This window comes from Actinoplanes sp. DH11 (genome assembly GCF_020873875.1).
Taxonomy (GTDB): Bacteria; Actinomycetota; Actinomycetes; order Mycobacteriales; family Micromonosporaceae; genus Actinoplanes.
Map to the genome: position 1 here is coordinate 139,644 of NZ_JAHWGU010000006.1, position 23,643 is coordinate 163,286.

Annotated in this window: 21 protein-coding genes; 5 read left to right on the forward strand and 16 right to left on the reverse strand. The window is 71.3% G+C overall.

The features are described from left to right. The first annotated feature begins 128 nt into the window (after positions 1-128). Positions 129-533: a hypothetical protein gene (locus LPA41_RS11025; protein WP_229070006.1), complete on the forward strand. Its 405-nt coding sequence runs from the start codon at positions 129-131 to the stop codon at positions 531-533. Beyond that, positions 530-1,696: a zinc-dependent alcohol dehydrogenase gene (locus LPA41_RS11030; protein ID WP_229070007.1), complete on the forward strand. Its 1,167-nt coding sequence runs from the start codon at positions 530-532 to the stop codon at positions 1,694-1,696. The genes LPA41_RS11025 and LPA41_RS11030 overlap by 4 nt, the downstream gene beginning before the upstream one ends. 25 nt (positions 1,697-1,721) lie before the next feature. On the opposite strand, the gene LPA41_RS11035 is transcribed toward LPA41_RS11030, so the two are convergent. After that, complete coding sequence (locus tag LPA41_RS11035; protein ID WP_229070008.1) at positions 1,722-2,402, reverse strand: winged helix-turn-helix domain-containing protein; 681 nt, start codon at positions 2,400-2,402, stop codon at positions 1,722-1,724. Positions 2,403-2,607: 205 nt separating this feature from the next. Here LPA41_RS11035 and LPA41_RS11040 point away from each other — a divergent pair, with 205 nt between their 5' ends. Beyond that, positions 2,608-3,150, forward strand: coding sequence for an RNA polymerase sigma factor (locus LPA41_RS11040; protein WP_229070009.1), 543 nt, complete (start codon positions 2,608-2,610; stop codon positions 3,148-3,150). Further along, positions 3,135-3,953 carry a hypothetical protein gene (locus LPA41_RS11045; protein WP_229070010.1) on the forward strand — a complete coding sequence of 273 codons (819 nt, stop codon included), beginning with the start codon at positions 3,135-3,137 and terminating at the stop codon, positions 3,951-3,953. Before LPA41_RS11040 ends, LPA41_RS11045 begins: the two co-directional genes overlap by 16 nt. Positions 3,954-4,010: 57 nt before the next feature. Here the strand turns inward: LPA41_RS11045 and LPA41_RS11050 are convergent, their stop codons facing one another. The 12 genes from LPA41_RS11050 to iolC all read right to left on the reverse strand — a co-directional run bounded on the left by LPA41_RS11050 (position 4,011) and on the right by iolC (position 16,746). Beyond that, complete coding sequence (locus tag LPA41_RS11050) at positions 4,011-4,280, reverse strand: hypothetical protein (RefSeq protein ID WP_374238147.1); 270 nt, start codon at positions 4,278-4,280, stop codon at positions 4,011-4,013. Between the two features lie 664 nt (positions 4,281-4,944). Then, entirely contained in the window at positions 4,945-5,496 is a 552-nt protein-coding gene (locus LPA41_RS11055; protein WP_229070011.1) for a thymidine kinase, read from the reverse strand. A gap of 228 nt (positions 5,497-5,724) precedes the next feature. After that, positions 5,725-6,585, reverse strand: a complete 861-nt coding sequence (locus LPA41_RS11060) for a sugar phosphate isomerase/epimerase (protein WP_229070012.1) — start codon at positions 6,583-6,585, stop codon at positions 5,725-5,727. Then, positions 6,582-7,601: a Gfo/Idh/MocA family protein gene (locus LPA41_RS11065; protein ID WP_229070013.1), complete on the reverse strand. Its 1,020-nt coding sequence runs from the start codon at positions 7,599-7,601 to the stop codon at positions 6,582-6,584. The genes LPA41_RS11060 and LPA41_RS11065 overlap by 4 nt, the downstream gene beginning before the upstream one ends. 2 nt (positions 7,602-7,603) lie before the next feature. After that, positions 7,604-8,428, reverse strand: a complete 825-nt coding sequence (locus LPA41_RS11070; RefSeq protein WP_229070014.1) for an ATP-binding cassette domain-containing protein — start codon at positions 8,426-8,428, stop codon at positions 7,604-7,606. A 4-nt stretch (positions 8,429-8,432) separates the two neighbouring features. Beyond that, a complete protein-coding gene (locus tag LPA41_RS11075) occupies positions 8,433-9,476 on the reverse strand; it encodes an ABC transporter permease (protein WP_229070015.1) in 1,044 nt (347 codons plus the stop codon). 6 nt (positions 9,477-9,482) lie between these two features. After that, on the reverse strand, positions 9,483-10,463 hold the full coding sequence (locus LPA41_RS11080; RefSeq protein WP_229070016.1) for a substrate-binding domain-containing protein: 981 nt from the start codon (positions 10,461-10,463) through the stop codon (positions 9,483-9,485). Then, positions 10,463-11,371, reverse strand: coding sequence for a sugar phosphate isomerase/epimerase (locus LPA41_RS11085; RefSeq protein WP_229070017.1), 909 nt, complete (start codon positions 11,369-11,371; stop codon positions 10,463-10,465). Before LPA41_RS11085 ends, LPA41_RS11080 begins: the two co-directional genes overlap by 1 nt. A gap of 32 nt (positions 11,372-11,403) precedes the next feature. Continuing rightward, positions 11,404-12,900, reverse strand: coding sequence for a CoA-acylating methylmalonate-semialdehyde dehydrogenase (locus tag LPA41_RS11090; RefSeq protein WP_229070018.1), 1,497 nt, complete (start codon positions 12,898-12,900; stop codon positions 11,404-11,406). A 13-nt stretch (positions 12,901-12,913) separates the two neighbouring features. Next, positions 12,914-14,764 carry a 3D-(3,5/4)-trihydroxycyclohexane-1,2-dione acylhydrolase (decyclizing) gene (gene iolD, locus LPA41_RS11095; RefSeq protein ID WP_229070019.1) on the reverse strand — a complete coding sequence of 617 codons (1,851 nt, stop codon included), beginning with the start codon at positions 14,762-14,764 and terminating at the stop codon, positions 12,914-12,916. A gap of 25 nt (positions 14,765-14,789) precedes the next feature. Further along, entirely contained in the window at positions 14,790-15,797 is a 1,008-nt protein-coding gene (locus tag LPA41_RS11100; RefSeq protein ID WP_229070020.1) for an aldolase, read from the reverse strand. Beyond that, complete coding sequence (iolC, locus tag LPA41_RS11105; RefSeq protein WP_229070021.1) at positions 15,790-16,746, reverse strand: 5-dehydro-2-deoxygluconokinase; 957 nt, start codon at positions 16,744-16,746, stop codon at positions 15,790-15,792. Before iolC ends, LPA41_RS11100 begins: the two co-directional genes overlap by 8 nt. 214 nt (positions 16,747-16,960) lie before the next feature. Here iolC and LPA41_RS11110 point away from each other — a divergent pair, with 214 nt between their 5' ends. Then, positions 16,961-18,010, forward strand: a complete 1,050-nt coding sequence (locus LPA41_RS11110; RefSeq protein WP_229070022.1) for a LacI family DNA-binding transcriptional regulator — start codon at positions 16,961-16,963, stop codon at positions 18,008-18,010. Between the two features lie 153 nt (positions 18,011-18,163). On the opposite strand, the gene ctaD is transcribed toward LPA41_RS11110, so the two are convergent. From ctaD to LPA41_RS11125, 3 genes are all read right to left on the reverse strand, one after another. Next, positions 18,164-19,912, reverse strand: coding sequence for a cytochrome c oxidase subunit I (gene ctaD / locus LPA41_RS11115; RefSeq protein WP_229070023.1), 1,749 nt, complete (start codon positions 19,910-19,912; stop codon positions 18,164-18,166). A gap of 196 nt (positions 19,913-20,108) precedes the next feature. After that, complete coding sequence (locus LPA41_RS11120; RefSeq protein ID WP_229070024.1) at positions 20,109-21,395, reverse strand: serine hydrolase; 1,287 nt, start codon at positions 21,393-21,395, stop codon at positions 20,109-20,111. Positions 21,396-21,960: 565 nt separating this feature from the next. Continuing rightward, entirely contained in the window at positions 21,961-23,559 is a 1,599-nt protein-coding gene (locus LPA41_RS11125; protein ID WP_229070025.1) for an MFS transporter, read from the reverse strand. Positions 23,560-23,643: the final 84 nt, after the last annotated feature.

The following is a 23,643-nucleotide window of genomic DNA, read 5'->3' on the forward strand; positions in this document are numbered from 1 at the left end:
GAACGGGCCGGACGAACTTGTCCGGCCCGTTCGGCTGTTCGAGGACGTACATCTGGGGTGTTCCTATTCGTTTAGGCCGGATGGAGCGCGGTATGTGACGTGCCATGGCCCGTACAAAGACGATTCTGATGTTGGCCGCACCGCTGGCCGCCGGCGCCGCGATAGCCGCGGCCCGAAGCCGCGCCGCCCGCAAACCCGACGAGTCGGGCCGGCGCCACGTGGTGACGGTCTTCAAGCCCCTGTCGGAACTGGAGTCCCAGCAACTGCCCGGCTCGCTGCGCGAGATCGCGGACGGCGTGGAGATCACGCTGCGTGCCGCGCCGGCGGGTCGCGGCACCGAGATCGCGGTACGCATCCCCGAAGGCTCCTCGACCACCCCCGGCGAGGTCCGTCGCGCCCTGCGCGAGACCCGGTCCCTGATCGAGGTCGGTGACGTGCTGCTGCCCGCCGGCCCGCCGACCACCAAACCGACGCTCACCAACCGGCCGCTGCAGAAGGCCACCCAGCACGGCCGCGAGGGAGGACTGCTGTGAAGGCGTTGCAATGGCAGGGCGTCAACAAGCTCGCCGTCGGTACCGTCCCCGACCCCGAACTGCGCAACCCCGGCGACATCATCGTCAAGGTGTCCCGGACCGTGACCTGCGGCTCCGACCTGCACCTGCTCGGCGGCTACATCCCGTTCATGGAGAAGGGTGACGTGCTCGGCCACGAGTTCCTCGGCGAGGTCGTCGAGGTCGGGCCGGACGTGCGCAACCACCGGGTCGGTGACCGCGTCGTCGTCTCCTCCTTCATCGCCTGCGGCAACTGCTGGTACTGCGACCAGAAACTCTTCTCGCTCTGCGACAACGGCAACACCAACCCGGCGATCACCGAAACCCTGTGGGGGCACGCCCCGGGCGGCTGCTTCGGCTACTCACACGCGATGGGCGGCAACGCCGGCAGCCACGCCGAGTACATCCGGGTGCCGTTCGCCGACGTCGGCGCGTTCACCGTGCCCGACGGCGTCAGTGACGACCGGGCGCTGTTCGCCTCCGACTCCGCGTCAACCGGCTGGATGGGCGCCGACCTGGGCGGTGTCAAACCCGGTGACGTGGTCGCGGTCTGGGGCGCCGGCGCGGTCGGGCAGATGGCGGCGCGCGCGGCGGTGCTGCTCGGCGCCGAGCGGGTGATCGTCATCGACCGCCTGGCGAACCGGCTGAGCCAGGCCGAAGGGCTGGGCACCGAGACGATCAACTACGAGACCACCGACGTCGCCGCCGAACTGCGGGAACGCAGCGGCGGCCGGGGACCCGACGTCTGCATCGAGGCGGTCGGCATGGAGGCGCACTCACCGGGCGCGCACTTCGGCTACGACCAGATCAAGCAGCAGCTGCGCCTGCAGACGGACCGGCCGATCGCGGTCCGGGAGGCGATTCACGCCTGCCGCAAGGGCGGTTCCGTCTTCGTCCTCGGCGTCTACGCGGGCTTCGTCGACAAGTTCCCGCTGGGCGCGATGATGAACAAGGGCCTGACGGTACGGGGTGCGCAGATGCACGGGCAGCGCTACATCCCGATGCTGCTGGAGCGGATGGCCAAGGGCGAGCTGGTGACCGAGCATCTGGCCACCCACGTGATGCCGCTGGATCAGGCGCCCGAGGGGTACCGGATGTTCAAGGAGAAGGAGGACGACTGCGTACGGGCGGTCTTCATCCCGTAGTCCGTCCTTCTTTCTCACTCGCTCTTCAGGACCCGCCGGCCTCGGTGCGGGGGCGGTGCAGGGCGATCGTGATCTCGGCAGCGGGTGCGCCGGGCGTGGCACGTCCGGCGAACTCACGGCTGAGGGCGTCGAGGCGGGTGGCGTACTCGTAGAAGGTGGCGTCGTCCATCGGGATCCGGCGGACGTCAAGCAGGCGGGGACCGGGGATGAACTGCCCGGGGATCTGCGCCGGGATCCCGGTCGCGGGTTCGGCCGGGGGTTCGGCTGCGGTTTCGCGTGCCGTTCCGGTTCCGGCCTGTGCTTCCGGTGTTGCTTCGGCTGAGCCGCTGCCGGTCTGACCCGCCGCCGTGGCGCTGCCGGTCCGGCCCGCCGCCGTGGCGCCGCCCGTCCGGCCCGCCGCCGGTCCGCCGCCGACCGTCCAGACCGGGATCGGGAAGCGGCCCGTTCCCGTCCAAGTCAGGCCCGGCAGCGGCGCCGGCGCGCGCAGCGGTGGGGCGGCGGCCGCCGCCGTGCTCACGTAGCGGACAACCGGCACCCCGCGCTCCACCCGGGGGTTGCCGGCCCGGACCAGACCGCTCTGTTCGAGCATCTTCACGTGGAAACTCACGACGCCGCCCGGCAAGCCGAGCCGCTCCGCCAGCCCGGCCACCGTGGCGGATCCGGCATGCAGCAGCCCGAGAATGCGGTCACGTACGTCGTCAGTCATGGCACACATTGTCGACCTTGACGATGCGTGACAGAAGGCGACGGTCCGGTCGGCCGCCGGATCGCGCCGAAACCGCCCGTCGCGGCAGGCCATCCCCTCATCCTGGGGCGGGGCGGCGACGTCCCGAAAAAAGATCGCGGACGGGGTGTGACAGTGCCGCCCGGTCCGGACAGGTACCGGGTATGGACCACCAAGGAGCAACTACATGACGGCGGCGGGCGCCGAGGAACGCTTCCGCCGGCTGCACCGGGAGACGTACGCCGACCTGCTGCGTTTCGTGGAGCGCCGGGTACCGGCCGACGACGCCGAGGACATCGTGTCGACGGTTTTCCTGACCGCGTGGCGGCGGCTCGGCGAACTGCCCGAGGACGCCCGGCCGTGGCTGTTCGCCATAGCGCACAAGACGATGGCGAACCGGACCCGCAGCTGGCTGCGGCGGCGTGCCCTCGACGTCCGGCTGATGTCGGTGGAGAACACGACGGCACCGGACGGGGCCGCCGGCACGGCCGCCCGCATCGACCTGGAACGGGCCTGGCGGACGTTGAGCGTGGCCGACCGCGAGGTGCTCGCGCTCGTCGCCTTCGACGGCCTCACCTCGGAACAGGCCGCAACAGTCCTGAACTGCCGGCGGTCCGCCTTCGCCATGCGCCTGGCGCGGGCGCGCAGCAGATTGCAGGCCGCCCTCGAACCCGCCGCACCCGCACACCCCCGAACCGTCAAGGAGCAGCAGTCATGGACGAAAGCATGAAGGACCTGGACCGGCTCGCGGTGCTCGACCCGGCCCGCAACCGGGAGCCCAGCGCCGAGGAGTGGGCCCGGGCGGAGGCTTTCGTCGATCGAGTCGTCGCCGGCTCCCCGGCCGTTTCCGGCTCTCCGGCCCGCAGCGGTTCTCCGGCCCGCAGCGGCTCACCGGCCGTGAGCGGTCTGTGGGATCGCCGGCGGTGGCTGGTCGTCGGTGCCGCCGCGGCGGCGGTCGGTGCGGTGGCGGCGTTCGGGGTGCCGGCGCTCGTGCCGGGCGCGGCGGAGAAGGCTGTCGCGTCGTGGACGGCGCTGCCGGCGGCCCGCAGCGGTGCGGAGGTGCTGCCGCAGGCGAAGATCTGTGCCGGCAACGACGTGGGCGGCGGGGCGTCCCCGACGGTGAACCCATCCGACGTGCTGCTGGCCGAACAGCGCGGCGAGGCGACCCTGCTCGTCCTGCGCAAGAGCAACGGCGTGGTCGTCGAATGCCTGGGCGTCGGGGACGACCAGCTCGCGTCGATGTCCCTGACCGAGGGCACCCCGAAGGTGCCGGCCGGCACGATCAACCTGGAGACGATGAGTTCGCTCGGCGAGGGCGACACGATGTGGTCGAACATCGTGGGCCTGGCCGGCGACGGCATCACCGGCGTCGAGGTGCGGCTCGACAACGGCAAGGTCGTCCAGGCCAGTGTGGACAACGGCTGGTGGGCGGCGTGGTGGCCCGGCCCCGAGGGCGGCGAGGCGGACGCCTTGACCGTGACCGTCACCGCCGGCGACAAGACGACCAGCTACCGGCCGTCCGACCTGCCGTAAAGGCGCGGCTACCGCTGCTCCGCGGGCATTGAAGCCCTGACCGAACGTGTACGCCGGTCAGGGCTTCGATGACGTCGGGTCAGCGTTTCGTGGGGCTCCGCCGTCGACGGGCGGGGCGCCGTCGATCGCGTCGGCGGCGACCGCGGCGCCCATGAGTTCGGCGGGCAGGTCCAGGCTGTCCCGCAGCGTCACCTGACGCATGGCCACGGCGGCGATCACGCCGACCACACCGATCAGCGCGGAGATCAGGAAGATGTGGCCGGTGGCGTCCCCGTACGCTGCGCGCACGATGTGCTGCACCGCCTCCGGCAGCGCGCCCAGGTTCAAGCTGCCGCTGCCACCCGTGCTGCCGGCCGGCACACCGGCGGCGGCCAGGTCATGGGGGCTTGCCCACTGCGCAACTTTGCTCAGCGCGAATGTTCTTCCGGCGGGGAAGGCTTGACGGAAGGCCGCCGCGGTGGACTGAGGGCGTCCGCGGTGGTGGGGCTGGGGCGTCCGCGGTGGTGGGCCTGGGGGCGTATGCGGTGTGGGGCTGGAGGCGTATGCGGTGGGGGGCTGGGGCCTGTGAGCGGTGGTGGGCGGGCTGGGGGCGTATGCGGTGGTGGGGCTGGGGGCGTATGCGGTGGTGGGGCTTAGGGCGTCCGCGTGGCGGTGTTGATCTGCTAGCGCTACGAAATCGCTGTGATCATGGGGTTGAAACCGCGATTTCGTAGCGCTAGCAGATCAACTTCCTCGACAGGGGCGGTGGGCCCGGTGTCACCGGAGCCGGAAAGGGAGGCGCGTTGATGTTGCGGGCAGTTCCGGCTGGGCAGTGATCGGCGCGCGGCGCGGCCAGGGCCGGGGCCGGGGCGGCGGTCGGGGCGCGGTGGTTCGGGGACGGTGACAGGGTGCGGCGGTCCGGGTGCGGCGGGACCGGGGTGCGGCGGGACCGGGGTGCGGCGGTCCGGGTGCGGCGGCCGCCGGGTGCGGGGGCCGGGGGCGCGGCCGGGGCTCAGGGTAGGACGACGCAGCGGCGGCAGCGGGCCTCGTACGTGTAGGTGCCGTCGTCCGGGAGGGGTGTGGAAGGCGCGAGTTCGCGGATGAAGGGTTTGCCGTGTTCGAGGACCTGAGTGTGGGTGGCGTCCAGGGAGCGGCAGACGTCGCAGACCGCCCGGCGGTAGATGACCTTTTCGGGGGCCAGTTCGAAGAGGGCCCGCACCGGTGCGAACAGCTGGCCCCGGTGGTCGAGGTCGATGCCGGCCACGACGACCTTGATGCCGGCGCGGACGGCGACGCCGAGTTCGGCGATGTCGGCGGTGGTGAACATGTGGATCTCGTCGACGCCGATCACCTCGAAGCCGCCGGAGGCGGCGCCCGCCAGGGAGTGCACCTTGACCGTCTCCAGGCTGCCGCCGGACCGGGACATCACCGCGGTGTCGCGCCCGTGCCGGGCCGACTGGAAGACACGGTGCGGGATGCCGGTGTGCTGCAGCGGGGACAGCAGGCTGATCATTTCGAGTGACTTGCCGCCCTTCATCGGGCCGAGGATCACGGTCAGGTCCATGCCGAAGACGGTGCCACCAGGCGTCCGGCGACTCGGCGCCGCCCCACCCACCCGAGATCTTCGCCGCAGCCAGCCGGCACGCGAGGACGCGGAAAGCCGGCACGCGAGGGCCCCGGCACCCGGCACGCAGAGGACCGCGGCAACAACCGGCACGCGAGGCCGCAGCACCCGGCACGCAGAGGACGGCAACAACCGGCACGCGAGGACCGCAGCCGGCCCCGGGAATCGTTACAGACCGTACTTCTCGGCGTACTGCCGCACCTTCGCCAGGTTGAACCGGCAGCTCTGTTCGGCGCGGTCCTCCCAGGCGAAGACGCAGATCGTGGCGAGGCCGTCGAAGCCGGCCTCGGCGAGGGTACGGAAGAACGCCTCCCAGTCCACCTCGCCCTGCCCGATGTCGAGGTGCTGGTGCACCCGTGCCGCCGAGCCGGGTGGGTTGACGATGTAGCGCAGCCCGGACGACGCCCGGTGGTCGAAGGAGTCGGCCAGGTGCAGGTGGGTGAGCAGCGGCCCGGCGTGCCGGATCACGGCGGGTGCGTCGCCGCCCTGGTGGAAGGTGTGCGGCGCGCAGTAGAGGAAGCTGACCTGGCCGGAGTTTATGCCGCGGACCAGGTCGACCCCGGCGGTGCCGTCCTCCACGAAGTCGTCGGGGTGGGGTTCGAGGACGAGGCGTACGCCTTCGCGTTCCAGGATCGGCAGCAGCTCGTCGAGGGACCGCCAGAACTGGGCCTCGCTCGCGTCGGGCTGCGCGGGCCGGCCGTTGAACTCGGAGTTCATCACGTCCACGCCGAGGTCGACGGTGATCTGGATGGCCCGCCGCCAGTAGCGGACCGCGGCCTGCCGGGCGTCCTCGTCGGGCCCGGACCAGCGGTAGAGCGGCAGCACCGAGGCCACCTGGACCTCGGCGTCGGCGAGCGCCTTGCGGAACGCCGCCACGAGCGCGTCGTCGGCGCGCGGGTGCCGGAAGAACGGCAGGAAGTCGTCGCGCGGGCTGAGTTCGATGCGGTGGTAGCCGAGGCCGGCGACCATCCGGGGCAGGTCGAGCAGCGGGACGCGGCGCAGCATGTACGGGTCGAGGGCGATTTTCACGGTGTGACCTCCGCACCCCGGTAGAGCTTGGGCTGGTCGGCCAGGGCCACCGGGACGCGGTCGCCGGTGTGCAGGGCGGCGACCCCGGCGTCGCAGACGGCCGCGGCGGCGTAACCGTCCCAGGCGCTGGGCCCGACGGTGCGGCCGCCGTCGGCGAGGGCGTCGATCCATTCCTGGAACTCGGTGTCGTAGGCGGTGACGAAGCGTTCCCGCCAGTCCGCGGGCACCGGCGTGGCGACGAAACCGGCGCGGCGGACGGTGACCGGTACGGGTTCGGCGAGCGTCGCGGTGCCGTGCTCGCCGACGACTTCGCCGCGGATGTCGTACCCGTACCGGATGTTCACCGAGATCTCGACGTCGACGAGCACCCCGCCGGCGGTCTCCAGGATCAGCAGCAGCGGGTCCTGCAGGTCACCGCCGTTGCGGCTGCGCCGGGGGACGAGCACCCGGGCGGCGGCGATCTCCTGGCCGAACATCCAGCGCACCATGTCGATCTCGTGCACCGCGGTGTCGACGATCGCGCTCTCCTTCTCGTAGTAGCCGGGGACCATCGGGTTGCGGTGGGCGCAGTGCATCATCAGCGCGGCACCGATCTCGCCGCCGGCGGTGACGGCGCGCAGCGAGCGGTACGCCGCGTCGTAGCGGCGCATGAACCCGACCTGCACCAGCCGGCTGCCGTGCGCGACTTCCGCCTCGACGATCCGCAGACAGGCCTGCTGGGTGGTGGCCAGCGGCTTCTCGCAGAAGACGGGCTTGCCGGCGGCGATGGAGGCGAGCACGTACTGCTCGTGGGACGGCCCCCAGGAGCAGACCACCACGGCGTCCACCCGCGGGTCGGCGATCACGTCCTCGCCGGTGGCGTGCACGGCCGCGCCGACGCCGGCGGCGACCTCGCCGGCGACGGCCGTGTCGGTGTCGGTGAGCGCGACCACGCGGGCGCCGGACACCACCCGGCTCATCCGCCGGATGTGGTCCTGCCCGATCATGCCGGTGCCGATGACGCCCACTCCCAGCATGGTCAGGCCTCTTTCCGGCCGAGCTCGTGGGAGAGTTCGGCGAGTTCGTCCCCGCCGGCCATCTGGGTGGTGAGCTGGTCGAGGCCGACCTCGGCACGCGTGCGGTCGAGCACGGCCCGGCCCAGTTTGAGGATCACGAAGTGGTCGCCGACCAGGTAGGCGTGGTGCGGGTTGTGGGTGATGAAGACGACGCCGAGGCCGGCGTCGCGGGCGGCGGCGACGTACTTCAGCACCACGCCGGACTGTTTGACGCCGAGGGCCGCGGTGGGTTCGTCGAGGATCAGCACGCGAGCGCCGAAGTACACCGCGCGGGCGATCGCCACGCATTGCCGCTGGCCGCCGGAGAGCGTACCGATGGGCTGGTTGATGTCCTTGACCTCGATGCCCATCTTGCGCAGCTCGGCGTCGGCGATCTCGCGCATCTGCCCGACCCGCAGCCCGGCCAGCGGGTAGCGCCCGGCGGTCAGTTCGGAGCCGAGGAAGAAGTTGCGCCAGACCTCCAGCAGCGGCACCACCGCCAAGTCCTGGTAGACGGTGGCGATGCCGTGGTCCAGGGCCTCGCGCGGGGAGCCGAACCGCAGTTCCGTGCCGTCGACGCGCAGAATGCCCTCGTTGTGCGGGTGCAGACCCGACATGATCTTGATGAGGGTCGACTTGCCGGCGCCGTTGTCGCCGAGCACGCATGTCACCTCGCCGGCGTTGACCCGCAGGTTGATGTCCTTGAGCGCCCGGATCGCGCCGTAACTCTTGCCGACCGCCTCCATCTCGATCAGCGGCTCGCCCCGGTGCAGTTCGCGGTCGGCGTGCTCGGCCAGGGTGTCGGTCATCGCCTCAGCCCACCTTTCTCGTCGTGGAGAGCCGCTTCACGTAGAGGTTCACCAGGACCGCGAGCAGCAGCATCACGCCGAGGAAGGCGCGGAACCAGTTCGGGTCCCACCCGGCGTAGACGATGCCGAGGCTGGTCATGCCGAAGATGAACGCGCCGATCGCGACGCCGATGGCGCTGCCGAAGCCGCCGGTGAGCAGGGTGCCGCCGACCACCGCGGCGATGATGTAGAGGAACTCGTTGCCGACACCGCCGCCGGCCTGCAGCGTGTTGAACCGGTAGAGCTGGTGCATGCCGACGAACCAGCCCAGGAACGACACGGTCATGAACAGCAAGATCTTGGTGCGGACCAGGGGTACGCCCACCGCCCGCGCACTGTCCGGCGCCCCGCCGACCGCGAAGATCCAGTTGCCGCTCCGGGTGCGCTGCAGGATCCAGGCGGCCAGCGCGATCAGCAGCAGCCAGTAGATCACCGTGATCCAGACCGTCACCGAGCCGATCTTGAAGCTGGAGGCGAAGACCACGCCGAGGCTGTCGTACCCGTCGATCCGGCTGATGTCGGTGGACGACACCGAGCCGGTGATCTGCTTGGTCAGGCCGAGGTTGGCGCCCTGGAGCACGAAGAAGGTGCCGAGCGTGATCAGGAAGCTGGGGATCCCGGTCCGCATCACCAGGTAGCCGTTGAGCGCGCCGATCATCAGGCAGAAGACCAGCGACAGCGCGGCGCCGACCCAGAGGTTGACGCCGAGGTACCAGCAGAACATCGAGTTGAACAGCCCGGCGCTGTAGACGATGACGCCGGCGGACAGGTCGAACTCCCCGCCGATCATCAGCAGGCCGACGCCGACCGCGACGATGCCGATGACCGACGACTGGTAGAGCACCGTGAAGAACGAGTCGGCCGACCGGAACGACGGCGCCATCACCATGAAGAAGATGCCGATGACGACGGCGGCGACGAACGCGCCGACCTCGGGGCGGGCCAGGATCCGGTTCGACCAGCCGAGGCGTACGCGGTTCGGCGGGTTCGCCGTGACGGAGTGCGCCATGGCCGGCTACCGGGTGTTCTTCTGGGCGAAGGGCAGGATGGTGTCGATGTTCGAGGCGTCGACGAAGGACGGGCCGGTCAGCACGGCACGGCCGCCGCCGATGTCGTTGCCGTTCTTCAGGTGCAGGTAGAGCGAGTTGACCGCCAGATAACCCTGCACGTACGGCTGCTGGTCGATCGAGAACTCGATCTTGCCGGCCTTGATCTGCTCGGCGGCCGCGATGTTCAGGTCGAAAGTGATCAGCTTGGCGCTGCTGCCGGCCTGTTCCATCGCCTTGAGCGCGTCGAGGGCGACCGGGGCGCCGAGCGTGACGATGTAGTCGATGGAGTCGTCCTGCGCCAGCTTCGCCTGCAACGTGGCCACCACCGCCGCGTCGTCCGCGCCGTTCACCTGGAGGTTCTCGGTCCCCGCGACGGCGCTCTTCACACCGGCGCAGCGGGCTTCGAGCGCGACCGAACCCTGCTGGTGGATCACGCAGAGCGGGTGCTTCGCGCCGGCCTCCTGCATCCGCTGCCCGGCGGTGGTGCCTGCCACGTTCTCGTCGGAGCCGAAGTACATCAGCGCGCCGAGCCGGGCGTACTGGTCGATGCCGGAGTTGAAGCCCACCAGCGGGATGCCCGCGTCGGTGGCCGACTTGACCGCGCCGGCCAGGGCGTCCGGGGTGACAAGCGTGCTGGCGATCCCGTTGACCTTGGAGTCGATGGCGTTCTGGATCAGCACGGCCTGCCGGCCGGCGTCCGGGTCGTTGGAGTACTTCAGGGTCACGCCGGTGTCCTTGGCGGCCTGCTGCGCCCCTGCCTTGATCTTGTCCCAGAACGTGTCGCCGGGCGTCTCGTGGGTGATCATGGCGACCGTCCAGCCGGAACTGCCCGGCGCGTTGCCGCCACCGGACTCCGAGTCGTCGGTCCGCTCCCGGCCGCCGTCACTGCACGCGGCCAGACCGAGCACCGCCACCGCGGCGACGGCGATCGGACGAAGAATCCTCATCATTTCCGTCCTTCCAATCCGAGAGAGTTCAGGTACGCCCGCGTGCGCGTGGCGATCGGCAGCGGCCGGTCGAAGTCGACCGGGTACATGTCCTGCTCGACCACGACGAAGAGCGCGGCCTCCAGCTCCGCCAGCGCGTCCAGCACCGGCGGCACCTCGGGCCGGCCGGCGGGCGGTTCCACGCTCGCGCCCATCGCGACGGCCTGGCCGAACGCCAGGTCCTCGGCCGCCGCCAGATCGGCGATCGCCGGGTCCATCTGCTTGATGTGGACGTAACCGATCCGGTCCGGGTACTTCCGGATGATCGCCGGGACGTCGGCCCGCCGGTACGCGAGATGCCCGGTGTCCAGGCAGAGCGAGACGAACCGCGGATCGGTCTCGTCGAGGAACCGCTCGGTCTGTGCCTGCGTCTCCACGTGGTAGTCGGCGTGCGGGTGGAAACGCATCCGCAGCCCGTACTCCTCGAAGAGCATCCGGCCCAGCGTGTTGCTGTTGCCGATGAGCGTCTTCCAGCGGTCCGGGTCCAGCTCGGCCGGTTCCGAGTAGGCACCGGTCACGTCGTCGCGGTACCCGGGGACCGGCACGAAGATCAGGTTCTCGGCACCGAGGGCAGCGGTCAGCTCGGCGACCTTGCGGGTCTCGGTGACCACGGTGCCGAAGTCCTTGTGCGGCCCGCCGGCACCGGCCACGGTGCCGCCGGCCACCGACAATCCGCGGGACACGAGCTCGTCGCTCAACTCGCCCGGGTCGGTCGGGAGATAGCCGTACGGGCCGAGCTCCAGCCACTGGTAGCCCGCGGCGGTCAGTTCGTCCAGGAATCGCCGCCACGGTGTCTGGAGCGGGTCGTCGGCGAACCACACGCCCCACGAGTCCGGGCAGCTGCCGAGGCGAAGTTGTCGGATGGCCATGGAGACTCCTAGGTCAGGTCGCCGGCGGGAGGTCAGGTCGCCGTCGGGAAGTGCAGGGACGCGTCGGACATCGACTGCTGCGCCGGCCAGCGGGAGGTGACGACCTTGCCGCGGGTGTAGAACGCGACGCCCTCCGGACCGTGGATGTGGTGGGCGCCGAACAGCGAGTCCTTCCAGCCGCCGAACGAGTAGTAGGCCATCGGCACCGGGATCGGGACGTTGATGCCGATCATCCCGACGTGCACCTCACGCTGGAACCGGCGCGCCGCCGCACCGCTGCCGGTGAAGATGGCGGTGCCGTTGCCGTACGGATTGCTGTTGATCAGAGCGATCGCCTCGTCGACGCCGGCCGCCCGCACCACCGACAGCACCGGCCCGAAGATCTCCTCGGTGTAGACCGCCATCTCCGGCCGCACCTGGTCGAGCACCGTCGGCCCGACGAAGAACCCGTCCTCGTGGCCGGCGACCCGCAGTCCCCGGCCGTCGACCAGGACCTTGGCGCCCTGCGACTCGCCGCTGTCGATGAGCCCTTCGATGCGCTGCTTGGCGCCGGCCGTGACGACCGGGCCCATCTCGCTGCGCGGGTCCCGGCCCGGACCGACCACCACCGTGGCCGCCTGCTGGGCGAGCACCGGCATCAGGGCCTCGGCCGCCGGGCCGACCGCGACGGCCGCCGAGATCGCCATGCACCGCTCGCCGGCCGACCCGAACGCGGCCGCCGACAGCTGCGCGGCAGCGAACGACAGATCGGCATCCGGCATGATCACCGCGTGGTTCTTGGCGCCACCGAGTGCCTGCACCCGTTTGCCGGTCGCCGTGGCCCGCTCGTGGATGTACCGCGCGATCGGGGTGGAACCGACGAACGACACCGCCGCGACTCCCGGATGGCCGAGGATCGCGTCGACCGCGGCCTTGTCGCCGTGCACCACGTTGAAGACGCCGTCCGGCAGCCCGGCCTGCTGCCACAACGACGCCACCAGGCCGGAGACCGACGGGTCCCGTTCGCTGGGCTTGAGCACGAACGTGTTGCCGCAGGCGATCGCGACCGGGTGCATCCACATCGGCACCATGGCCGGGAAGTTGAACGGGGTGATGCCGGCGCAGACCCCGAGCGGCTCCCGGAAACCGAACACGTCCACCCCGGTCGACGCCTGGTCCGAGAACGAGCCCTTGAGCAGCTGCGGGATCCCGCAGGCGAACTCGATCACCTCGAGGCCGCGCTGCACCTCACCAGCCGCGTCCGACAGGACCTTGCCGTGCTCGTCCGAGACGATCTCGGCGAGCCGCCCGATGTTCGCGTTGACCAGCTCCCGGAAGGCGAACAGCACCTTCGTGCGCCGGCTCAGTGACGCCTGGCCCCACTGCTCGAACGCCTCCGTCGCGGCGGACACGGCGGCGTCCACCTCCGCCGCGCCGCCGAGGGCCACCTCGTGCTGCTGCCGCCCGGTCGCCGGGTTGAAGACCGGGCCCCGGCGGCCCGACGTGCCGGCGGTGAACCCGCCGCCGATCCAGTGTTCGACAAGTGCCATCTCGCACCTCACCTCACAGGTAGGGACGCTGGTCACGCTTGGCGGTCTCGTAGCCGGCGCGCGCCGACCGCGTCGACGCCAGCGCGGAGACCTCGGCCACCGGCACGTCCCACCACGACTCGGAGGACGGCACCGGGGAGAGGGGGTCGGTCTCGATGTGCACGACGGTGAGCCGGTCCGCCGCGCGGGCCCGTTTCAGGCCGTCGGTCAGGTCCGCGATACCGCGGCAGCGGATCACCCGCGCGCCCAGGCTCTCCGCGTTCGCGGCGAGGTCGACCGGCAGGCGCGCGCCGTCGTAGTCACCCGCGGCGCTGCGGTAGCGGTAGCTGGTGCCGAACCGCTGCGAACCGAGCGACTCCGACAACGCGCCGATCGAGGCGAACCCGTGGTTCTGCACCAGCACCACGATCAGCTTGATCCCCTCGGCGACCGCGGTGCCGATCTCCTGCGCCATCATCAGGTAGGAGCCGTCGCCGACCAGGGCGTACACCTCACGGCTCGGGTCGGCCATCTTGATCCCGAGGGCGCCGGCGATCTCGAAACCCATGCAGGAGTAGCCGTACTCCACGTGGTACTGCTTGGGGTCGCGCGCCCGCCAGAGCAACTGCAGGTCACCGGGCATGCTGCCGGCGGCCTGCACCACGACGTCGCGCGTTCCGCACGCCTCGTTCACCGCCCCGATCACCTCACTCTGCGCGGGGAGCGGGCTGCGATGCGCGGTGTACGCGGCGTCGACCGCCCGCTGCCACCGGGCGACGTCGTCGCGGAACGAGTCCGGCCAGGTGCGCCCGATCGCGGCCGTCAGCGCGGCGATGCCCTCCCGGGCGTCGGCGACGAGCGTCGTGGCGGCCCGCTTGGCGGCGTCGAACGCGGCCACGTTGAGGTTGACGAACCGTACGCCCGGGTGCTGGAACGCGGTGTTCGACGCGCTGGTGAAGTCGCTGTACCGGGTGCCGATCCCGATCACCACGTCCGCCTCGCGGGCCAGCCGGTTCGCCACCGGGGTGCCCGTGGAACCCACCCCGCCGACCGACTGCGGATGATCCCACGGGATCGCGCCCTTGCCCGCCTGCGTGTCCGCCACCGGGATGCCGGTCGCCTCGGCCAGCCGGCACAGCTCGGCGGACGCCTCCGCGTAGATCACCCCACCACCCGCGATGATCAGGGGCCGGTCCGCCGAGCGGATCACCTCGGCCGCGCGGGCCAGGGCGGCCGGTTCCGGCACCGCGCGCGGCACGTGCCAGACGCGGGCGGTGAACAGCTCGTCCGGGAAGTCGTACGCCTCCGCCTGCACGTCCTGGGGAAGGCAGAGGGTGACCGCGCCGGTCTCCGCGGGGTCCGTCAGCACCCGCATCGCGCCCAGCAGCGCCTGCGGCAGCTGCTCCGGGCGCCAGACCCGGTCGAAGAACCGCGACAGCGGGCGGAACGCGTCGTTCACCGAGACGTCGCCGGCCCGCGGGTCCTCGAGTTCCTGGAGCACCGGCGTGGCGACCCGGGTGGCGAAGACATCGGCGGGCAGCAGCAGCACCGGCAGCCGGTTCACCGTCGCCAGGGCCGCGCCGGTCAGCATGTTCGTGGAGCCCGGCCCGATCGAGGCGGTGCAGGCCATCATGGACAGCCGGTTGGTCATCCGGGCGAACCCGGCGGCCGTATGCACCATGGCCTGCTCGTTGCGGGCCAGGTGGTACGGGAGGGCGGCCTCGCCGGTGCGCTGAGCCTGGAGCAGCGCCTGACCGATTCCGGCCACGTTGCCGTGCCCGAAGATACCGAAACAGCCGGCGATCGCCCGGTGCCGCACGCCGTCGCGTTCGGTCCACTGCGCGGCCAGGAACCGCACGACGGCCTGTGCCACGGTGAGTCTCATGATGTCGTCCTCTCCGCCGGGGTCGTCACAACAGGCTCACCGCCCGGTCGACGGCGTCCGCCACGTCGGCGGTCCGGCTGCCGCCTTCGCCCGCGCCGGGTGTTCTGCCGCCTGCCGGTTCGCCGGGTCCGGTGCGGCCGGGTGGGTAGAGCAGGCTGCGGCCGATCACCAGGCCCTGCGCGGCGGGGTGGGCGAGCGCCTTGCGCATCCGGGCGAACGCGGCGTCCGGGTCGTCCGGCACCTCGCCGCCGAGCAGCAGCGCGGGAAGCGTGGTTGCCGACAGCACCCGGTCCATGTCGTCGACGACCGGGACCTTGAGCCAGGTGTACGCGGACGTGCTGCCCAGGCCGGCGGCAACGGTGACCGCCCGGACCATGGCGTCGGCGGTGAGCTCGTTGCGCAACGGCCCGCCGCGCCGGTCTGCGGTGGTGGGCTCCGCGGTCCGGTGGGCGATGAAGGGCTCGACCATCGCGATCAGGCGACGCTCGGCCAGTTCGCTTATCGCGGTGGCGCAGGCCTGCAGCGTACCGGCGGTTGCCGGGTCGTCCGGGTCGATGCGCAGCAGCATCTTGCCGCCGTCGAAGCCGGACCGCGCGATGCCGGCCGCGTCGTACCCGGTGAACCTGTCGTCGACCTCGAAAACGGTCCCGGCCAGGCCGCCCCGGTTCATCGAGCCGAACACGACCTTGTCGTCCAGGGCGCCGAGCAGCAGCAGGTCCTCGAGGATGTCCGGGGTGCCGAGGACGCCGTGCACCCCGGGCCGCTCCAGCGCGATCCGGATCCGGTGCAGCAGGCCGGCGCGGTCACCCATGGCGTACGCGTCGGCTCCGGCCCGCAGCGCGCCCCGCGCCGGATGATCCGCCGCGATGATCAGGAGCTTGCCCTGGTGCGGTGCCGGCCGCCGCCGGTGTGCGGCCGCGGCGGCGATCGCTTCCGGACGACGGGCCCGCACCTCGGTCAGCTGCCGAAGGTCGCTGATCTCAGGCTTGGCGCCCGCTCGCGCGGGGCCCCGGTGGGCGATCGGCTCAGGCATGGTCGCCCGCCTCCATCAGGTGTCGTACCTCGGACTCGGTGGGCATCGCGTCGGCGCAGGCCAGGCGGGAGGCGACAAGGGCGCCGGCGGCGTTGCCGAAGCGCATCACGGTGGTGAGGTCCCAGCCGGCGAGCAGGCCGTGGCAGAGCGCTCCGCCGAACGCGTCACCGGCGCCGAGGCCGTTCACCACCCGGACCGGCACCGGTGGCACCTCCACCGACTCGCCGGTCGAGCGGCGGGAGGCGAGCACACCCCGCGGGCCCTGCTTGACCACCGCGAGGTCGACGCCGGCATCGTGCAGGGCGGCGAGGGCTTCGCCCGGATCGCGTACGCCCACCGCTGTCTCGCACTCGTCGAGGTTGCCGACCGCCACGGTGACCAGCGGCAGGGCCTCGGCGTAGAAACCGCTCGCCTCCTTGCGGGAACCCCAGAACATCGGCCGGTAGTCGAGGTCGAACACGGTGATGCCGCCCCGGCCGCGATGCCGCAGCGCCGCCAGGGTGGCACCGCGGGACGGTTCCTGCGACAGCCCGGTGCCGGTGACCCAGAAGATCTCCGCCGCCGCGATCGCGCCGAGGTCGAGTTCGTCCGGCCGGATCTCCAGGTCGGGGGCCTTCGGGTGGCGGTAGAAGTAGAGCGGGAAGTTGTCCGGCGGGAAGATCTCGCAGAAGGTGATCGGGGTGGGGAGCCCGCCGACCGGGGTGACGAAGCGGTCGTCGACCCCGAAGGCGCACAACGCCCGGTGCAGGTAGTCGCCGAACGGGTCGGCGCCGGTCCGCGTGATCACGGCGCTGCGCCGGCCGAGCCGGGCTGCGGCGACGGCCACGTTGGTCGGGCTGCCGCCCAGGAACTTGGCGAACGTGCGAACTTCGGGGAGCGGCACCCCGATCTGTTCCGGATATAGATCGACGCCGATGCGTCCGATCGTGAGGACTTCGTCTGCGGGCATGCGGGACGCCTCCGGCTACGGCGATCGGCCTGGGCTCTCGGCCAGGTGGAGTGCGTTCTCGGCCAGGTGGAGTGCGTTCTCGGCCAGGGGAGAAAGTGGAGCGCCGCCGGTGACGACCAGAATGTGCGCTGCACCACATAGAACTGGCACGTGCTAGTTTTTGTCAAGTCTCCGTGACGAGTCGGCAACCATGTGTAATCGCCGGGAGTGCCCGATGAGACCTGACGACACCGGGCGCGGCCGGCCGCCCACCATGGCCGACATCGCGGCCCACCTCGGCGTCTCCCGGCAACTGGTCTCGCTGGTCCTGCGGGACGCGCCCGGCGCCAGCGACCGGACCCGGCGCCGGGTGCGGCAGGTGGCCGAACAACTCGGGTACAGCGCCCATGTCGGCGCCCGATCGCTGCGACGCACCCGCAGCACCGACCTCGGAGTGGTCTTCACGCCGGCGCACTCGACCGAACCGGAGATCATCGAGCACATCTACCCGGCTGCCGCCGCCCACGGCTACGACCTCATCCTCAGCGCGCAGACCGCCGTGCGCGCCACCGGGCAGGCCGTCGAGGAACTGCTCGGCCACCGGTGTGCTGGACTGATAGTGATCGGGTCGCACCTGGACCACGCGGGGCTGCGCGCGCTGAGCCGGCGCAGCCCGGTGCCGGTCGTCGACGTAGGGTACGGGCGGCGCAACGCCCACTACGACGTGGTGCGCTCGGCGGGTGACGTGGGCATCGCCGCGATGGTCGGTCACCTGGCCGGGCTGGGGCATCGGGCGATCGCGTACGTCGACCCGGTCGCCATGCCCGCGGCGGCCCTGCGGCGGCGCGGCTACGACCGGGCGGTCCGCCGGCTCGGCCTGGCGGCGGACGTGCACGCGGTGCCGGGGGAGTACGTCAAGGGTGACTACTTCGACGAGGCCGGCGCGACCGCGGGGCGGACGTTGCTGCGGCGTGCCTCGCTGCCGACCGCGGTGGTCACACCCAACGACCACACGGCGGTCGGTGTGTTGCAGGTGTTGCTGCGCGAGGGCGTACGCGTGCCGCAGGACGTCTCGGTCACCGGCTTCGACGACGCACCGATCGCCCGGCTCTCGTCGGTCGACCTGACCACCGTGCGGCAGGACCCGGAGTTGATGGGGGTCGCGGCGGTGCGGGCGGCCGTGCGCCGGATCGGGGACGCCGGTCTCGCACCGGGCGAGGCGGTGGTCCCGACGGCGCTCGTCGAACGGGGCAGCACGGCCCCACCCGGGTCCCGCCGCTTCTAGCGCTCCCGTCGACCACAACGCCCGCCGCGCCGGGCGTCGCGCTCCCGTCGACCGCAAGGCCCGCCGCGCCGGGCGTCGCGCTTCCGTCGACCGCAAGGCCCGCCGCGCCGGGGTCGGCAGGGCGGGCCTGGGCTGGATGTTCGGTTGCGGCGGTCAGCGGTCGCTGCGGTCCTCCTGGTAGGTGGCGCCGCCGTCGGACTCGCTTGTCAGCGGCCGCGCGCCGCCCTCGGGCGGGCCCGCCAGGGACTGTTCGCCGGCGGCGAGGTGCGGGAACTTGGCGTCGAAGGCGGGGCGCTCGGAGCGGATCCGCGGCATCCGGTCGAAGTTGCGCAGCGGCGGCGGGGTGGTGGTGGCCCACTCGAGCGAGTTGCCGTGACCCCACGGGTCCTCCGCGGTGACAACCTTGCCGACCTTGTAGGACTTCCACACGTTGTAGATGAACGGCAGTGTCGCGATGCCCAGGACGAACGAGCCGACCGTCGAGAACGTGTTCAGGAAGGTGAAGTCGTCGCCCGGCAGGTAGTCGGCGTACCGCCGCGGCATGCCCTGGTTGCCCAGCCAGTGCTGCACCAGGAAGGTCGCGTGGAAGCCGAGGAACGTCAGCCAGAAGTGAATCTTGGCGAGCCGCTCGTCGAGCATCCGGCCGAACATCTTCGGGAACCAGAAGTAGATGCCGGCGAAGACCGCGAACACGATCGTGCCGAACAGCACGTAGTGGAAGTGCGCGATCACGAAGTACGAGTCGGAGACGTGGAAGTCGATCGGCGGGGCGGCGAGCAGCACGCCGGAGAGACCACCGAAGAGGAACGTCACCATGAAGCCGACCGCGAAGAGCATCGGCGACTCGAAACTGATCTGGCCGCGCCACATGGTGCCGATCCAGACGAAGAACTTCATGCCGGTCGGCACCGCGATCAGGAAGCTCAGGAAGCTGAAGAACGGCAGCAGCACCTGGCCGGTGGCGAACATGTGGTGCGCCCACACGCTCATCGACAGGGCCCCGATCAGCAGCGTCGCCGCGACCAGGCCCTTGTAGCCGAAGACCGGCTTGCGGCTGAACACCGGCACGACTTCGGTGATGATGCCGAAGAACGGCAGCGCGATGATGTACACCTCGGGGTGGCCGAAGAACCAGAAGAGGTGCTGCCAGAGCATCGGCCCGCCGGTCTCCACGTCGAAGACGTGGGCGCCGAGCACCCGGTCCGCGGCGAGCGCGAAGAGCGCGGCCGCCAGGAACGGGAAGACGAGGATCGCGAGCAGGGCCGTGACCAGGATGTTCCAGGTCATGATCGGCATCCGGAACATGGTCATGCCCGGTGCCCGCAGGGTCAGGATCGTGGTGATCAGGTTGACCGAGCCGAGGATCGTGCCGAGGCCACCGATCGCCAGGCCCACCACCCAGGCGTTGCCGCCGATGCCGGGGGAGTGCAGCGAGTCGCTCAGCGGGGTGTACGCGAACCAGCCGAAGTCGGCCGCACCGCCGGGCATGATGAACCCGCCCATCGCCGTCAGCGTGCCGAACAGGTACAGCCAGTACGCGAACGCGTTGAGCCGCGGGAACGCCACGTCGGGCGCACCGATCTGGATCGGCACGACGTAGTTGGCGAACGCGAACACGATCGGGGTCGCGAAAAACAGCAGCATCGCCGTGCCGTGCATGGTGAACAGCTGGTTGTACTGTTCCGGCGACAGGAACTGCATGCCCGGCCGGGCCAGCTCGCCGCGGATCAGCAGCGCCATCACCCCGCCGATGATGTAGAACGCGACCGACGTGACCAGGTACATGATCCCGATCTGTTTCGCGTCCGTCGTACGCAGGATCCGGGTCAGTGCCGAACCTTTCACCTGCCGGCGCAGCGCGTGGGGCCGGGTGACGGTCGGCCTCGGGGCGACGGTGGTCATGCACAGCTCCTCAGACGGGAATGTGGTGCTCACCCTCCGTTATATGCCGCTGCTACGGCAATTCGCTCCGAATCAGCGCATCAGCGACATTTATCGACCCGTGGTGGTAGAGGCAGCTCGGTGGTGGAGGCGGCTCGGTGGTAGAGGCGGCTCTGAGGTGGGCGGCTCTGAGGTGAACGGCTCAGAGCTGGGCAGCTCAGAGATGGGCCGCCAGCACGTCGGCCACCTCGGCGCGCATCGGGTCCGGGTTCGCCCAGCTCCAGTTGGGGTGCGCGCGGTTGGTCAGCAGCGCGAGCACAAGCCGGTGACCGGGATGCACGAGCAGCGAGGTGCCGGTGAAACCGGTGTGACCGAAAGTGGTCGCCGATGAGAGCTTGCCCATGAACCACGGCTGGCGCAGCGTGACACCGAGACCGTGGTCGGCCGGGCGGCCCGGGCGGTCCGGGTCGACGGCCTTGAGGCCCCGGTTCTGGTTGGTGAGCATCTGCGTCACCGTCGCGGCCCGCAGCACCCGCTTGCCGTTGTGGGCACCGCCGCCCAGCAGCATCTGACCGAGCACGGCCACCTCGTGCGCGGTGCCGAACAACCCGGCGCTGCCGATCGCGCCACCCATCTGGGCGGCCACGTCGTCGTGGACGGTGCCGCGCAACAGGCCGCGGGAGGTGCGAGCGTCGGTAGCGACCAGCCGTTTCGCCTGGTCAGCCTTGGGCAGCCAGGTGAGCGGGGTGAAGCCGGTGGTGCGCAGTCCCAGCGGGCCGGTGATGCCGTTCCTCAGGGCGGCCGGCAGGCTGCTGCCGGTGACCTTCTCCACCAGCTGGGCGGCGACCATCAGGCCGACGCTGGAATAGCGGTACGTGGTCCCGGGCGTCGCGCCGGTCAGCAGCGGCGTGGCGAGTACCTTGGCCCGCTTGTCGGCGGCGTTCTTCATGGTCGCGCCGACGGGCAGGCCGCTGGTGTGTGCGAGCAGCATGCGTACCGTGACCCGGCTCTTGCCCTTGCCGGTGAACCCGGGTAGGTAGCGCACCACCGGCGCGTCGAGGTCCACCCGGCCGCGCTCGACCTGCTGCATCAGCAGCACCGCCGTGTAGACCTTGGTGAGCGAGGCCAGATCAAAGATCGAATCAGTGCGCATGGGTACGCGTTTCGCGGCGGCCAACTCGACCGGCCCGGCCTTGTACCGCAGCGCGTGGCCGACCGCGATGTTCGCCGTGACCTTCCCGTCGACCATGACGACCGCCACGGCGCCGGCGTAGGTGGGATGCTTCGGGTTCGCCTTGGTCGGCTTGAGGTACTTGGTGAGCACCTTGGTCAGCGGCGCCGTGTAGGCGGCAGTGGCCGCGACCCCGTCCGCCGTGACCTCACCGGTCCCGCCCGCGCCGTCACTGCCCGTGCCCGCGCCGCCCGCTTCCGCGCCGCCCGTCCCCGCGCCGTTCGTGCCCGCGCCGTTCGTGCCCGTGCCGCTCGTCCCCGCCTCGCGGGACATTTCGGAAATGTCGGGAATGCGGCCACGGCCGGATTGGGCTGCCTGACCACAACCGGTCAAGGCAGCTGCGGCAGCGACAGCTCCGGCGCCCAGGACCCTGCGGCGAGTGATCAGCATGAACGCCGATCCTGCCAACCCGATCCCGCGGGGGCAACCCGGTCGCGCCCGTTCGGCGATTGTTCACCCGACCCGACCCGACCCGACCCGACCGGACCCGACCCGCCCGGATCCGCCCGAATCCGCCCGGATCCGCCCCGACCGGCCGGCTGGTGTTGCCTTGCCCTTGGCTCTGTTGCGGTCCCTCAACAGGTAGCCGCGATCGACTGCCTTGGGTTCGCGGGGCGATGTTGATCTGCTAGCGATGCGAAATCGCGGTTTTGACTCCTTGATCACAGCGATTTCGTAGCGCTAGCAGATCAACATCTCGCTGAGGGCGGCGCACCCCGCTCCGCCGCAGCCACAACGCGAGGGCGCGGCTTTATGCGCTCGCATCGGCTGGGCAGTGATCACGGTGCGGCGCCGGTGTGGGCGGCGCGCACGACCGGCTGACACCGCGCGTGCGGTGTCAGCGGGCGGAGACCAGGTGACTCACCTCTGCGGGGCCGTCGGCCAGGGAGAGGGCGTACTCCTCTATCTCCTGATCTGTTCCGGTCAGGCGGCCGGTGTGCTGGCGCAGATGCTCGCCCCAGCTCGGCACCACGTAGGCCTCGACGAACCGGGACGGGTCGGCGCCGTCGCGGAACAGGCCCCAGCGCAGCGCGCCGGTGCGCAGGCGGCTCAGGCGGACCCGTTCCATCGCCTCGACGAATGCGGTCTCGTGCTCGCGGCTCACCGGGTAGCGGGACATGACCAGGACCGGGCCGTCGTCGTCGGACGGGTCGAGTTCGAGGTGCGGTTCGGGCCAGAAGACGGCCGGCTCGCGGTTCATGTCGCTGGTGTCGCGCATCGGCCACCAGCGCAGCGTCACCACGCCGGCCAGCATCAGGGCGGCCGCGATCAGGTGGGTGGTCCGCAGGCCCCAGACGTCGGAGAGAACGCCCCAGACGAGCGCTCCGGCGGCTTGGGCGCCGGCGAAGACCATCTGGTAGACGGCGAGACCGCGGGCGCGTACCCAGTTCGGCAGGAACAGCTGCATCGCCGCGTTCACGCTGGACAGCACCATGACCCAGGCGACACCGGCGGGCAGCAGGGCGGCCACCACGGCGTACTCGGAGGGCACCAGCACCAGCAGGGCCAGCACCACCGCGAAGCCGGTGCTGGCGATCAGCAGCAGCCGGTTCAGCGACCAGCGGGCCCGCATCCGGGGCAGCAGCAGCGCACCTGCCACGGCGCCGATGCCGACGGCGCCGAGCAGGACGCCGTACCCGCCGGAGCCGAGACCGAGACCGCGGCTGGCGACCAGGGGCAGCAGGGCCCAGAGGGCGCTGCCCGGCACCAGGAACAGCCCGGCCCGCAGCAGGATGCGCCGCACCACCGGGGAGTGCCGCACATACCGGCTGCCGGACCGGACCGCCGCGGCGAACCGTTCGGGTGCGCCGGTGCTGCGGGTCGCCGTCGGCCGCCAGCGCATCAGGGCCACGGCGAACAGCGCGAACGTCACCGTGTTCAGCGCGAACACCACGCCGGTGCCGGTCCGGGCGATCAGCAGTCCGGCAACGGCCGGGCCGACCGCACGGGCCAGGTTCATGCTTATCGCGCCGAGCGCGGAGGCGGACGCCAGCTGCGGGCGCGGCACCAGCTCCGGGATGACCGACTGCCAGGCCGGCCCGGTCACCGCCTGGCCGGCGCCGAGGACGAACGTCAGGGTCAGCAGCAGGGCCGGCGGCATGTGCCCGGTGAAGGTCAGCGCGGTGAGCAGGACCCCGACGGCGGTCAGGAACAGCTGGACGGCGAGCAGCAGCCGGCGCCGGTCGAAGGTGTCGGCGAGGGCGCCCGCCGGCAGCGCCAGCAGCAGGATCGGCAGGGTGCTCGCGGTCTGAACCACGGCGACCAGGGTGTCGGTGCCGGACTCCTCGACGAGCAGCCACTGCGCGCCAACGGTCTGCATCCAGGTGCCGATGTTGCTGGCCAGCAGCGCCAGCCACAGGCTGCGGAAGGCGGCGATGCGCAGCGGGTCCCAGGCCGACGGCGCGGCGGGCCGGTCGGTGACGGCGTCGGTGCTCACCAGGGCTTGCTACCCGTGCCCGGCCCGAATTACCCCCGCGCCCGGCAGGCATCGACCGTTTCGGCGCGGCCCGGCGGGGAACGG